Source organism: Ruegeria sp. E5, assembly GCF_056534105.1.
In genome coordinates, this window is the sequence record NZ_JBQFPA010000004.1 from 20,388 (window position 1) to 31,715 (window position 11,328).

Annotated in this window: 13 protein-coding genes; 11 read left to right on the forward strand and 2 right to left on the reverse strand. The window is 56.2% G+C overall.

From position 1 onward, the window contains the following. Nucleotide 1: 1 nt before the first annotated feature. Nucleotides 2–487 (forward strand): NAD(P)H-dependent oxidoreductase, encoded by a 486-nt coding sequence (locus tag ACR0BI_RS14850; RefSeq protein WP_170664335.1) that lies wholly within the window; start codon nucleotides 2–4, stop codon nucleotides 485–487. 3 nt (nucleotides 488–490) lie between these two features. On the opposite strand, the gene ACR0BI_RS14855 is transcribed toward ACR0BI_RS14850, so the two are convergent. Both ACR0BI_RS14855 and ACR0BI_RS14860 read right to left on the reverse strand, forming a co-directional pair. After that, nucleotides 491–838, reverse strand: coding sequence for a hypothetical protein (locus tag ACR0BI_RS14855; protein ID WP_480562691.1), 348 nt, complete (start codon nucleotides 836–838; stop codon nucleotides 491–493). Between the two features lie 35 nt (nucleotides 839–873). Beyond that, a complete protein-coding gene (locus tag ACR0BI_RS14860) occupies nucleotides 874–1,584 on the reverse strand; it encodes a DUF599 domain-containing protein (protein WP_170395190.1) in 711 nt (236 codons plus the stop codon). Between the two features lie 80 nt (nucleotides 1,585–1,664). Between ACR0BI_RS14860 and ACR0BI_RS14865 the strand changes: the two genes are divergently transcribed. The 10 genes from ACR0BI_RS14865 (at nucleotide 1,665) to ACR0BI_RS14910 (ending at nucleotide 11,286) form a co-directional block, all read left to right on the forward strand. Continuing rightward, on the forward strand, nucleotides 1,665–3,104 hold the full coding sequence (locus tag ACR0BI_RS14865; protein WP_480562692.1) for an FAD-linked oxidase C-terminal domain-containing protein: 1,440 nt from the start codon (nucleotides 1,665–1,667) through the stop codon (nucleotides 3,102–3,104). A 50-nt stretch (nucleotides 3,105–3,154) separates the two neighbouring features. Beyond that, nucleotides 3,155–4,249, forward strand: a complete 1,095-nt coding sequence (locus ACR0BI_RS14870; RefSeq protein ID WP_480562693.1) for an FAD-binding protein — start codon at nucleotides 3,155–3,157, stop codon at nucleotides 4,247–4,249. Between the two features lie 3 nt (nucleotides 4,250–4,252). Beyond that, complete coding sequence (gene glcF / locus ACR0BI_RS14875; protein ID WP_480562694.1) at nucleotides 4,253–5,566, forward strand: glycolate oxidase subunit GlcF; 1,314 nt, start codon at nucleotides 4,253–4,255, stop codon at nucleotides 5,564–5,566. A gap of 117 nt (nucleotides 5,567–5,683) precedes the next feature. Beyond that, complete coding sequence (locus ACR0BI_RS14880; protein ID WP_170395202.1) at nucleotides 5,684–6,469, forward strand: trypsin-like serine protease; 786 nt, start codon at nucleotides 5,684–5,686, stop codon at nucleotides 6,467–6,469. Beyond that, a complete protein-coding gene (locus tag ACR0BI_RS14885) occupies nucleotides 6,469–7,284 on the forward strand; it encodes a trypsin-like serine peptidase (protein WP_480878911.1) in 816 nt (271 codons plus the stop codon). Before ACR0BI_RS14880 ends, ACR0BI_RS14885 begins: the two co-directional genes overlap by 1 nt. 122 nt (nucleotides 7,285–7,406) lie before the next feature. Further along, the gene (locus ACR0BI_RS14890; protein ID WP_480537194.1) at nucleotides 7,407–7,874 is read left to right on the forward strand and encodes an Hsp20 family protein; all 468 of its coding nucleotides are present in this window, start codon (nucleotides 7,407–7,409) and stop codon (nucleotides 7,872–7,874) included. A gap of 223 nt (nucleotides 7,875–8,097) precedes the next feature. Next, complete coding sequence (locus tag ACR0BI_RS14895) at nucleotides 8,098–8,529, forward strand: hypothetical protein (protein ID WP_170423293.1); 432 nt, start codon at nucleotides 8,098–8,100, stop codon at nucleotides 8,527–8,529. A gap of 209 nt (nucleotides 8,530–8,738) precedes the next feature. Then, nucleotides 8,739–9,818, forward strand: coding sequence for a hypothetical protein (locus tag ACR0BI_RS14900; protein WP_480562696.1), 1,080 nt, complete (start codon nucleotides 8,739–8,741; stop codon nucleotides 9,816–9,818). Further along, nucleotides 9,819–10,175 carry a hypothetical protein gene (locus ACR0BI_RS14905; RefSeq protein ID WP_170423297.1) on the forward strand — a complete coding sequence of 119 codons (357 nt, stop codon included), beginning with the start codon at nucleotides 9,819–9,821 and terminating at the stop codon, nucleotides 10,173–10,175. Beyond that, nucleotides 10,162–11,286 (forward strand): hypothetical protein, encoded by a 1,125-nt coding sequence (locus ACR0BI_RS14910; RefSeq protein WP_480562697.1) that lies wholly within the window; start codon nucleotides 10,162–10,164, stop codon nucleotides 11,284–11,286. Before ACR0BI_RS14905 ends, ACR0BI_RS14910 begins: the two co-directional genes overlap by 14 nt. The last annotated feature ends 42 nt before the right edge of the window (nucleotides 11,287–11,328 follow it).

The following is an 11,328-nucleotide window of genomic DNA, read 5'->3' on the forward strand; positions in this document are numbered from 1 at the left end:
CATGGCGCAGCTATTGATCGTCTACCACTCGCGCACCGGCGGCACCCGGCAAATGGCTGAAGCCGCAGCCGAAGCAGCGCGGGATGAAGCGAACACCATCCTGAAAACCGCCGATCAGGCCGGTCCGAACGACTTGCTGGCCTCCGATGGCTATATCTTCTGCGCGCCCGAGAACCTGGCCGCGATCTCTGGGCTGATGAAAGAGTTCTTTGACCGCTGCTATTATCCGGTGCTGGGTCAGATCGAAGGTCGACCCTATGCGCAGATGGTCTGCGCCGGATCAGATGGTGAAAATGCCGCGCGACAGATGGCACGGATCGCAACGGGGTGGCGGTTGAAAGAGGTGCAACCGCCCCTGATCATCTGCACTCATGCGCAAACACCCAAAGCGATCTTGGCCGAAAAGATCATTCCTGAAGAACAACTTGAAAACTGTCGTGAGGTTGGAGCGGCCTTGGCCGCAGGTCTCAGCCTCGGGGTGTTCTGAGGGTCAGTTCAGATCGACCACGGTCGTGTCTTCGCTCCAACCACCGACACTGTCGCGCGCCTGAATTTGCACCTGCGTGGTCCCGTCCGGAATCACCACCCCGCCAAGTGACCGTGTAAAGGGCTGCTCATCGACATGAGGGTGATGCAGCACACGCATCCCCAGCTCGTTCCCCTGCATATCCAGAACACGCCAGCCATCGGCATAGTCATCCCATCCGGTGTCGGAGTGGCGGATCGTGACGTCGAACCGCCAGGTATCCCCATTTGATTGGGCTGAAACCTGTTCGACCATCGGAGGGTCGGCGAATGCGGGGCTGGCCAGTAAGGCGCTGAGAATCAGATATCGCATGGGGTCAAACTATGCGCTCGCGCATCGCATCGCGATCACGACTCTGTGTTTGGTGGCGCAGTCATGATTACGGTGCGTGAATGCGAGGCGAATTCGCGACGATAGAGCACACCGAATGTGACGATTGAGCTTAGGATCAGGGCTACCGGTCCAAGTATCCATGCGATTGAAGCCAACGCAAAATATGTCGCCCGCAACGCGCGATTGAAACTACGAGCCGCCGTGATGCAGATATCAGCAGATTGTGTGGCGCGTGGATAGGCCTGTGGATCATCGGGATCATTTGGAACAGCGGCCATCAGAATTGCGCAATACCCAAACAGGCGATGCGACCAGACAAATTTCAGAAAAGCGTTCGACAGAAAAAGCAGAATAATCAGTATCTTGATTTCCCAAACCATGGCAGGCGCACGGCCGATGGCAAGATCTTCAGCAACCCCAGCAAGGCGTTCGGTATTGCCAAGCAATGCCAAGCCGCCGCCTATCGCAATCATGATTGTCGAAGCGAAGAACGTGCTGCCCTGGCGCATGGCCGAGATCACTTGTGCATCGAACACACGCGGCTGGCGCGTCACCATTTCACGCATCCAGACCTTGCGGAAATCATCCATCATCAATGAAACCGACGGTTTCTGAGAGGACGGATTTTCGATCCTCCATCCAATCCCTAGCCATGTCGCGAACAACAGCAAAACGGCAGCATAGTCCAGCGAGGAAAACAGTAATGTGCGGTCGATCCAGGTCATGCCGCGACACTATTGTTGGATTCGGCAACTTGCCAGTCGATAAAATTGGTAATATATTTTTACCAAATGGAGGATCAGCGATGGAAATGCCCAAGCCAAAACCGGATGTCTTAGCACGCAAGCAGGCATTGGTTGCGCGACTACAGCAAGTGCTGCCGAAGGATGCTGTTATCCATGAAGAGGCCGAGACCAGGGCTTATGAATGTGATGCGCTGACCGCCTATAAATGCCCGCCAATGCTGGCTGTACTGCCTTCGACCACGCAGCAGGTTTCCGATGTCTTGCGCATTTGCCATGAACTGGGTGTGCCGGTTGTACCGCGCGGCGCGGGCACGTCATTGGCGGGTGGTGCCCTGCCGACGGCAGATTGTGTGATTCTAGGCGTTGCACGGATGAACGAAGTTCTGGAAATCGATTACGACAACAGATTTATCAAAGTGCAATCCGGCCGAACCAACCTGAGTGTAACCGGTGCCGTTGAAGAAGAGGATTTCTTTTACGCTCCCGATCCCTCATCCCAGCTTGCCTGCGCCATTGCCGGGAATATCGCGATGAATTCCGGCGGCGCGCATTGCCTGAAATACGGGGTGACGACCAACAATCTGATGGGTGTGACTATGGTCATGATGGATGGCAGCGTGGTCGAAATTGGAGGTGCCTATCTGGATGCTGGCGGGTTGGACCTGTTGGGTGTTATCTGCGGATCCGAAGGGCAATTGGGTGTCGTAACTGAAGCAACATTGCGCATCCTGCGCAAACCTGAGGGCGCGCGTCCCGTTCTGATGGGCTTTGACGATAATGAAGTAGCCGGTCAATGCGTCTCTGACATAATCAAATCGGGCATATTGCCTGTCGCGATCGAGTTCATGGACCGCCTTTGTATTCGAGCCTGCGAGAATTTCGCCCAAGCGGGTTATCCTGATTGCGAGGCGTTGCTAATCGTCGAAGTTGAAGGATCAGAGGCAGAGATCGATAGCCAGTTGTCGAAGATTATCGAGATCGCCAAGCGGCATAATCCGGTTGAGCTGCGAGAAAGCCAATCGGCTGATGAAAGCGCCCGTATCTGGTTGGGGCGGAAATCGGCTTTTGGCGCGATGGGGCAAATCAACGATTATATGTGTCTGGATGGGACGATCCCGGTCTCATCGCTACCCTTCGTCCTGCGCCGGATCGGGGAGCTGAGCAAAGATTATGGCCTGCCAGTCGGCAATGTGTTCCATGCCGGTGACGGCAACATGCACCCCTTGATCCTGTTTGACGCCAACAAACCCGGCGATCTTGAGAAATGTGAAGCGTTCGGGGCGGACATCCTGAAGCTTTGCGTTGATGCGGGGGGCTGCCTGACTGGTGAGCATGGGGTCGGCATCGAAAAGCGTGATCTGATGACACACCAATATGAACCACAGGATCTTGAGGCGCAGATGGCGGTGAAAGATGTGTTTGACCCGAATTGGCTGTTGAACCCAGCCAAGGTGTTTCCGCTAAAGGCGTCTGCCACGCGCAGGATGGCCGCGGAATAGATGAGCCTTCCCCATCAATACCCAGAGTATTTGCGAAAAGATGAAGTGCCATGACACCTGAAACCGAGGCTGAACTTGCGGACATCGTTGCCGGCCTGGATGGCCCAGTGCGTATTGCCGGAGGCGGCACGCGAGGCCTTGATAGGCCCGAGCCTGTGCTGAACCTGTCAGGACTGCACGGAATTACACAGTATGAGCCGGGCGCATTGACTCTGGTCGCGCATGCCGGGACTCCAGTGACTGAGATCGAAGCGGCTTTGGAGGCCGAGGGCCAGCAACTGGCGTTCGAGCCGATGGATCATCGCGGTTTGCTGGGCACCACGGGGGAACCGACAATCGGCGGTGTTGTCGCGGCCAACATCTCGGGGCCGCGTCGAATTCAGGCTGGCGCGTGCCGGGATTTCCTGTTGGGCGTACGTTATGTCGACGGGTTGGGGCAGGTGATCAAGAATGGCGGGCGGGTGATGAAGAATGTCACCGGTTACGATCTGGTCAAGCTCATGGCGGGTTCCTGGGGCACGCTAGGGGTGCTGTCCGAGGTCTCACTGAAAGTGCTGCCTAGACCTGAGATTGAGACCACTCTGGCAGTCGGGGCCGCTGATGTAGGAACCGCAGTTGATCTCATGTCCACTGCCCTGAAATCCCCCTTCGAGGTGAGCAGCGCAGCCTATGATCCACTGGGTGGGCAGGCGCTGTTGCGGATCGAAGGATTTGCCGACCCGGTTGCCTATCGGGTAGGTCGATTGCGCGAAATCCTTGGGGGCGAATGCACCGAGTTAGAGAATTCGAGGAACCGCTGGGTCGATCTGCGTGATCTGCGTGCGTTTAAGGATCTGGAAGGTGATGTCTGGCGCTTATCGGTGAAACCCAGCGATGCAGCCAGCCTTGCAGAACGGATCGACGCGGATCGAACCTTATTTGACTGGGGCGGGGGCTTGATCTGGGTATTGGTGCCAAAGGGCACTGATCTGCGTGCACGACTGGGTCACTTTGAAGGACATGCAACGCTGGTACGTGCAGAGGCTGACACCATCGTTGAATTTGGGCGGTTCCAACCGGAGAGCACGCAAATTCAGGCTCTAACAAAGGCAATTCGGAAGAAATTTGACCCTCGGAACGTGTTCAATCCGGGTCTGATGGGGTAGGCGATGCAGACGAAATTTACCGAAAAGCAGTTGCAAGACCCAGCGATTCAGCGATCCAACGAGATACTCCGAAATTGTGTTCACTGTGGTTTCTGTACAGCAACCTGCCCGACTTATCAGGTGCTAGGCGATGAGTTGGACAGCCCTCGCGGGCGCATCTATCTGATCAAGGACATGTTGGAGAATGAGCGTGTTCCGGACGAAAAGACTGTCAAGCATATCGATCGCTGCCTATCCTGCCTCGCCTGCATGACCACGTGCCCCTCGGGCGTGCATTACATGCACCTCGTGGACCACGCACGGGAATATATCGAAGACAACTACAAGCGCCCGTTCTCGGATCGGGCTCTGCGCTGGATATTGACCAGAATCCTGCCTTATCCGGCTCGCTTTCGCTGGGCTCTAATCGGGGCAAAGCTGGGTCGTCCGTTCCGGTTTCTGATGCCGGATGCCCGGCTAAAGGCGATGCTGGACATGGCGCCGAGATATATTCCACCAGTCAGTCGCAATGATGACCCTCAGAGCTTTGAAGCAAAAGGCGCTAAGAAGAAACGCGTCGCCCTAATGACGGGCTGTGCGCAAAAAGCGCTGAACACCGACATCAACGACGCCACGATTCGCCTGCTGACCCGATTGGGCTGCGAGGTCGTTGTCGCCGAAGGTGCCAGCTGTTGTGGCGCATTAACCCATCACATGGGTAAAACCGGTGAAAGCCATGCGTCTGCTGCAGCCAATATCCGGGCTTGGACACGCGAAATGGATGGTGATGGTCTGGACGCGATCGTGATCAACACCTCGGGGTGTGGTACCACGGTCAAAGATTATGGGCACATGTTCCGCAGTGATCCGCTGGCGGCGGATGCGGGGCGTGTATCCGCCCTGGCGATGGATATCAGTGAGCTTTTGGTGCAGCTGGAGATGCCGGACAGCGACAAGAAAGAACTGGTTGTTGCCTACCACGCGGCGTGTTCATTGCAGCATGGGCAAAAGGTTACCTCTTATCCCAAGAACCTGCTGAAATCTGCTGGATTCACAGTGTTAGAGCCTAAAGATAGTCATTTGTGCTGTGGCAGTGCAGGAACCTACAACCTGATGCAGCCTGAGATTTCGGGTCAGTTGAAACAACGAAAAGTGCGCACGCTTGAGGCTAGGAATCCTGATGTTATCGCGGCAGGTAACATCGGATGCATGATGCAAATCGGCTCTGGGACTAACACGCCCGTTGTCCACACAGTCGAGTTGCTGGACTGGGCCACCGGAGGGCCGGAACCGCGCGCATTGCGCGACGGCATGGCTGGGGTACCCCAACTGCGCTGATCGATTGCTGCACTCGCGCATCAGGTCCGGTTGAAATTCATCCAAGGGGCAATTGCCCTATTTTCGCCGCACCAACGGCATACGAATCTTGGTCGGACCTCATGACCGGAGACCCGCGTGCGCAACTGGATCACGGCTATTGTCTTCAGCTTGCTGCCCTTGGCAGGACAGGCGCAGGATACTGGGCTTAGGAGCCTGGAAACCACCGATGCTGGGCGCGAGTGGATGGCAGTTGGTCGGCTGGATATCGACGGCACCGGGTTTTGTACCGGATCGCTGATATCTCCGACTCTGGTACTGACGGCTGCGCATTGTCTGTACGACAAAACCACGAAACAGCGAATTAATCCGGCCCGGATCGAGTTTCTGGCCGGTTGGCGCCTCGGTTCCGCCTCGGCTTATCGCCCGGCGCGTCGAACAGTGGTTCACCCCGACTATGTGTATGAAGGCAATGTTTCTGCAACGCGGGTGCGTCATGATATTGCGCTGATCGAGCTGTGGCAGCCGATCCGCAACACCTCGGTCATTCCATTCGAAACCGGACGCCGTCCTGCCCGCGGTCAAGAGGTGGGGGTTGTCTCGTACGCGCATGACCGCGCCGAAGCGCCAGCACTGCAGGAAGTCTGTTCCGTCATTGGGCGACAGGCTGGAATTCTGGTTATGTCCTGCAACGTGGATTTCGGGGCATCCGGCGCGCCGATCTTTTCGTTTGACGGCGAGCGGCCACGCATTGTGTCGGTCGTTGCAGCGAAGGCCGAATTGCAGGGTCAACGCGTTGCGCTGGGCACCGCCTTGGATGAATCGCTGGAATTGTTGCGGGCCGAGCTTTCGCAGGGGCGGGGTATGAACGCCACATTGGACAACAACACCAAAAACCTCGGAGCAAAGTTCATTAAGCCATGATGCGTGTTTTTCTAAGTATCACCTTGCTTGTTTCTATTCTCGTAACTGCCGCGCAGGCCCAGACCAGCGGCAAGCGCCGACTGACGGATCGCGATGATCTGTATGGGTGGGAGGCGGTCGGACGTCTGGATATCGGCGAACAGGGCTTTTGCACCGGTACTTTGATCGCAAAGGACATCGTGCTGACAGCGGCGCATTGCGCTGTGAGCAAGGCCACCGGAAAACCCTATGCCCCCGGTGAATTGACCTTTCGCGCCGGTTTGAGCGACGGTCAGGCGCTTGCGGATCGCAAGGTCATCCAGATTGCGACCCATCCCGATTTTGTTGCCAATGCGCCGGTATCGGCGTCACGTGTTCGAATTGATGTGGCTCTAATGCGGCTGGAAGAGCCGATTCCCTATTCGATTGCTGATCCGTTCGCGTTGCACAGCGGCCGCGTCAGCGACAGCGAAATCAGCGTCGCCTCGTATGGTCGCGGTCGGGCCGAGGCGATCACGCGCCAACGCTCTTGCCGCATCCTGCAACGCGGGCAGGGGCTGATCAGCTTTGATTGCGATATTACATTCGGTTCGTCGGGCTCCGCTATTTTAGCAAAGAAAGGCCCACGTTGGCAGATCCTGTCGGTTGTTTCGGCGGGCGCATCGGATGGTCAACGCAAGATCGGCTACGGGATGGAGCTGTCGGGGATTGTCTCGGAACTCAAGGCGATATTGCGTCGTGACGCGCCCCGACCCACGGCAACAATCCGCAGATTGCAGCCGGGTTCAGCCAAGTCCAGTTCGGGTGCTAAATTCCTCAGCGCGGGCGGGTCTTGAACCCGGTCCTTTTACTTCCCATCTGAGTTTTACCGGATCGCCAAAGCTGGGGTCCGGAATAAATCACCGCCCGTCCATTTCGGAGGGCAATTTCGTGAATCGCTCAAAGATGAGGATACGACATGCGTACATTTGACTTCGCACCACTTCACCGCGCAACCATCGGTTTCGACCAGATTGCAGACATGATGGACCGGGTTTTGACCAATGACGTGGCTCAGCCCAGCTATCCCCCTTACAACATCGAAAAAACCGATGCTGATACCTACCGCATTTCGGTTGCTGTTGCCGGGTTTTCCGAGGCCGATCTGTCGGTTGAGGTAAAGGAAAATTCTCTGGTGGTTTCCGGCAAGAAAGCTTCGGACGAAAAAGAGCGCAGCTACCTGCACCGTGGCATCGCCAACCGCGCGTTCGAGCGCCGCTTTGCTCTGGCCGACCACGTTCGTGTCACCGGCGCGAGCCATGAAAACGGCATGCTGAACATCGATCTGAAGCGCGAAGTGCCAGAAGCGCTGAAACCGCGCCGGATCGAAATTTCGTCTGGCAAGGCCATTGAAAAGGACGTGGTTGACGCCAAAGCCGTGAACTGAGGCTGTTGATCACTTAGCGACAGTCCCGCCTCTCTGGGTTGTCGCACCACACGCCCCGCGTTCCTCCAGGCGCGGGGCGAAGTTGTATCCATCGCAACACGGACATGGTAGGCAACACGTTTTCACGAAAATCTGGCAATAGTTTAGGTCGTCAGGCTAGTCTCTTCTGGAACACTTCAATGAACTGAATTTCGTTCAGTGCCTTCAGAGGGAGACGAAATAGATGCGAATGAAATCCGTTATTGCCGCTATAGTCTGTGCCGTTGTTGCATCGACCACACTGACCGCGACACCAACCCGTGCCAACGATACCGGAGCGCTTATCGCTGGGGTCGCGTTGGGTGTGCTGGGAGCGTCGATCGCCAAACACCATCACAAGCACGGATCAAAATACCAGAAGCACCCGCATGTTTCGCCCGAGGAGAATGCGATCGGGCTTTGTATGCATCGGACCCACACCGCCATGAGCAATCAAGGCTACTATGCCGTCGATTTTGAGCGGACGCTTTCCTATACGACGAATTCTGATGGCATCGATCTGATTGATTTGGAGGTCGCGCGCTCAAAGGACAGCAATGACGCGCGGAGCCACATAAAAGCCCATTGCGCTATTCAAGATGATGCTGTGGTCAATTTCCGGTATTCGAACTACTGAGCTTGCCATCGGCAGCTTCAACTTAAGAAATCCAAGAGCTTCTATTTTCCCTTCTGAAAACCAGCGGGCAATGTGTCTCGGCCTTGTCTCTGCGTCTATCTTTTTAGCGTCGAGTTTGTCACAGTCTTGGTGATTTGGAGACCCAAGGGGATGTAAATTGCCATAACATTCCCTATGTCATTGGATGATAAGAAGAATAGGGATAGCAGATGTCGAACCAGCAATTCGAAGCATTGATTCAAGAGACGCAACAGAAAGTCCGCGAAAGCCAGTCGCAGATTGAAGGCTTGACCTCACGGATCGAAGCGGCGCGTGCCAAGATCGGAACCGCAGAGGCAGATATCGACATTGAAAATGCCACTTTGGAAGATGTGCACGCCCATACCGAGGTGATGAACGCCAACATCGCTGAGCTGATCATGGGGCTCGACGACGTGACCAACGCGTTTTCCAAGGATTTCGACGAAATGCGTTCGAAAACCGGGTGGGAGTCGTTCGTCGGCATCTTCGCCAAGGCCAAATCCGAGTCCATGCGGCAGGAACGCATGCGCACCGCCAATATCGACGACAAACTACAGGACCTGATCGCTAAATCGGATGTGATCGTCAAACTGCTTGAAGGGCAGTTGGCCGTGCTGGAAGAACAGCGCGTCAAGGTCGAGGACAACCTGACCGTCACGCTGGACGACCGCGAGGCGACCGTGGCCGAACTGGAGGCTTTGCGGGCAGAGATTCAGGGCATGGACCCGGCGATCATCACGCTGGAAAACAAGATCAGCGTCGAACAGGATGCCGCCGCGCGGACTCAGTTGGAAACCGAACTGGCTGACCTGAATAAGCAATACAACGCCAAGGTTCAGGAAGAGCAGGTCAAGCTGGCCAAATCCCAGACGCTGGAACGCTATATCGAAAAGGGTAAAACCTGGGTCGATTCACTCCAGAACCAGGCGGCGACGCAGATGGTGCTGATCAACAAGCTGCAGACAGATACGCAACAACGCGTGGTGCTGTATGACGCCCTGACCAAGTCGCTGAAAACAGCACAGCAGCAGGACGTGGCCCACCGCATCAACGAGATCGGCGTGCAGACGGATCAAGAGGCGCAAACCGCCATGGCTGCCATCGGCACCGCGACCAACCAGAAGATGGCCGACATGCTTGAGGCGCATGAGGACCACATGGTCTTTGCCCGCGACGTGCTGGAGAAAAAGGCCAGGGCGGATGAGCGGTTCGCGCGGCGCTTTGCCTCGATTGTCGAGAAGCATGACAAGAATTTGTATGGGGGGTAAATGGCCTCTTTCATATTGATGTTTGGCCCAATGGTCGTGTTGATACCGGTATTGGCAATTGCGTTGGTTGTTTATGTACTAGCACTGTGGGTTTTGGCGCTTTTGGGCCTGCACAATGCCGCCAACGTGGAGGGTGTCGCAGTTACTTTCGGAGTGCTGCTATTACCGGCCTACGTCTATTTCGTCGTCCGTATTGTGGTGCCAGCTTTTTGGTTCGGCATGGTGAATATGTATGAAGAAATACTTCACAGTGATGGTATGACGTCAGCCGAAGCCTTTGGTTTTTGGCGGGATCGTTTCCGGCTCGTCTTTGAAGATTGGGGCAGATACAGGAAATTTATCCGTGGTCGAAACTAACCCCACCAAAGACCATGTCGGCTTGACCGACACTTTCGCCTCACGCCGCTATTTCCGCAAATTCGAGGTGATCACCGTCCACCTGCTGCGCGTGGCTGCGACGATGGAGGCGGAGGGCGCAATCAGCAAGCAAGAGGTGCGGATCGTGTCGCGCTACCTCTCGGGACTGCTCTATACGTTCCGCGCGCTTTCCATGAAATACCTACTGGTCGGGCGCGATACGGGGCGGTTCTTTGGTAGCCTCGCCATGGACAAGCGCGACAGTGGATTTCCGGTGGCGGCTGAGCTGCTGACCATGGCCAATGACGCGCAGCAGGCGCAGGTGCATCTTGCGAATATGCCCTCCGAGGATGATCTAAAAACCGACATGATCCGCACGATCATCGGTGATCAGGAGATCCCGACCAAGCTGCAATTCGCGCTGTCCCAAAGGCTCTATTACGAGGAATTACTGAAAGGTCAGCTGTTCTGGGCCCGCAACGATCCCGAATGCCACTGGATCGGAAATGAGGGCGAACGGCGCAAGTTCATGATCCACTGGGCGGTCTATGACAGCCAGATCAACCTGCCGGTCATCTATCTGATGCAGTTGGAGGATAGCGGCAAAACCGCCCTTCCCAAAGACCAACGCCGCTGGCCCGAAGTGCAGGCGCATCTGATGGCGCAGTCTCTGGGCGGGTTGAAACTGGTGACCATAGCCAAAGGGTTCGATCAGGATTTCGACGACCTGCACCCCAAACACCTGCGCCGCATTCATGTGGGGCCAATGTATTCCTCGGCCTATACCGAACAATCCGGCCCCCTGCGGCAGGTGCTGGAGGATGCGCAATCTCCGCAAGGTCAGGATTGGGCGCTGGCCTGGACCACGGAAGAGCTGGAAAGCGAAGATGTGATCGAAGATCGGGCCGGATGGTTCTCGACCGTCGAACGCGAGGTTTTTGCCTTGGATCCGTTCGGCGGGCAGGGGGCCGAAACCGGCGCTACCCGTACCCAGCGGTCGATCATCCTGCCCCAGCGTCCGTTTCAGGTGCTGGCCGAACGCAATCCGCCGGGTTTTGCCGATGTGCGCAAGTTCGTGGTCAGCAAGGCCGGACAGGTGTTGAGATATTGAGACCAGAGGCGGGCTGAAGCCCGCCCTACGTGATAATAGTAG

What these genes read in the sequence shown, in the direction of transcription:
- ACR0BI_RS14860 (WP_170395190.1), bottom strand. Translation starts at nt 1,584, where the DNA reads ATGACCTGGATCGACCGCACATTACTGTTTTCCTCGCTGGACTATGCT.
- glcF (WP_480562694.1), top strand. Translation starts at nt 4,253, where the DNA reads ATGCAGACGAAATTTACCGAAAAGCAGTTGCAAGACCCAGCGATTCAG.
- ACR0BI_RS14905 (WP_170423297.1), top strand. Translation starts at nt 9,819, where the DNA reads ATGGCCTCTTTCATATTGATGTTTGGCCCAATGGTCGTGTTGATACCG.
- ACR0BI_RS14850 (WP_170664335.1), top strand. Translation starts at nt 2, where the DNA reads ATGGCGCAGCTATTGATCGTCTACCACTCGCGCACCGGCGGCACCCGG.
- ACR0BI_RS14885 (WP_480878911.1), top strand. Translation starts at nt 6,469, where the DNA reads ATGCGTGTTTTTCTAAGTATCACCTTGCTTGTTTCTATTCTCGTAACT.
- ACR0BI_RS14855 (WP_480562691.1), bottom strand. Translation starts at nt 838, where the DNA reads ATGCGATATCTGATTCTCAGCGCCTTACTGGCCAGCCCCGCATTCGCC.
- ACR0BI_RS14890 (WP_480537194.1), top strand. Translation starts at nt 7,407, where the DNA reads ATGCGTACATTTGACTTCGCACCACTTCACCGCGCAACCATCGGTTTC.
- ACR0BI_RS14895 (WP_170423293.1), top strand. Translation starts at nt 8,098, where the DNA reads ATGCGAATGAAATCCGTTATTGCCGCTATAGTCTGTGCCGTTGTTGCA.
- ACR0BI_RS14870 (WP_480562693.1), top strand. Translation starts at nt 3,155, where the DNA reads ATGACACCTGAAACCGAGGCTGAACTTGCGGACATCGTTGCCGGCCTG.
- ACR0BI_RS14865 (WP_480562692.1), top strand. Translation starts at nt 1,665, where the DNA reads ATGGAAATGCCCAAGCCAAAACCGGATGTCTTAGCACGCAAGCAGGCA.
- ACR0BI_RS14900 (WP_480562696.1), top strand. Translation starts at nt 8,739, where the DNA reads ATGTCGAACCAGCAATTCGAAGCATTGATTCAAGAGACGCAACAGAAA.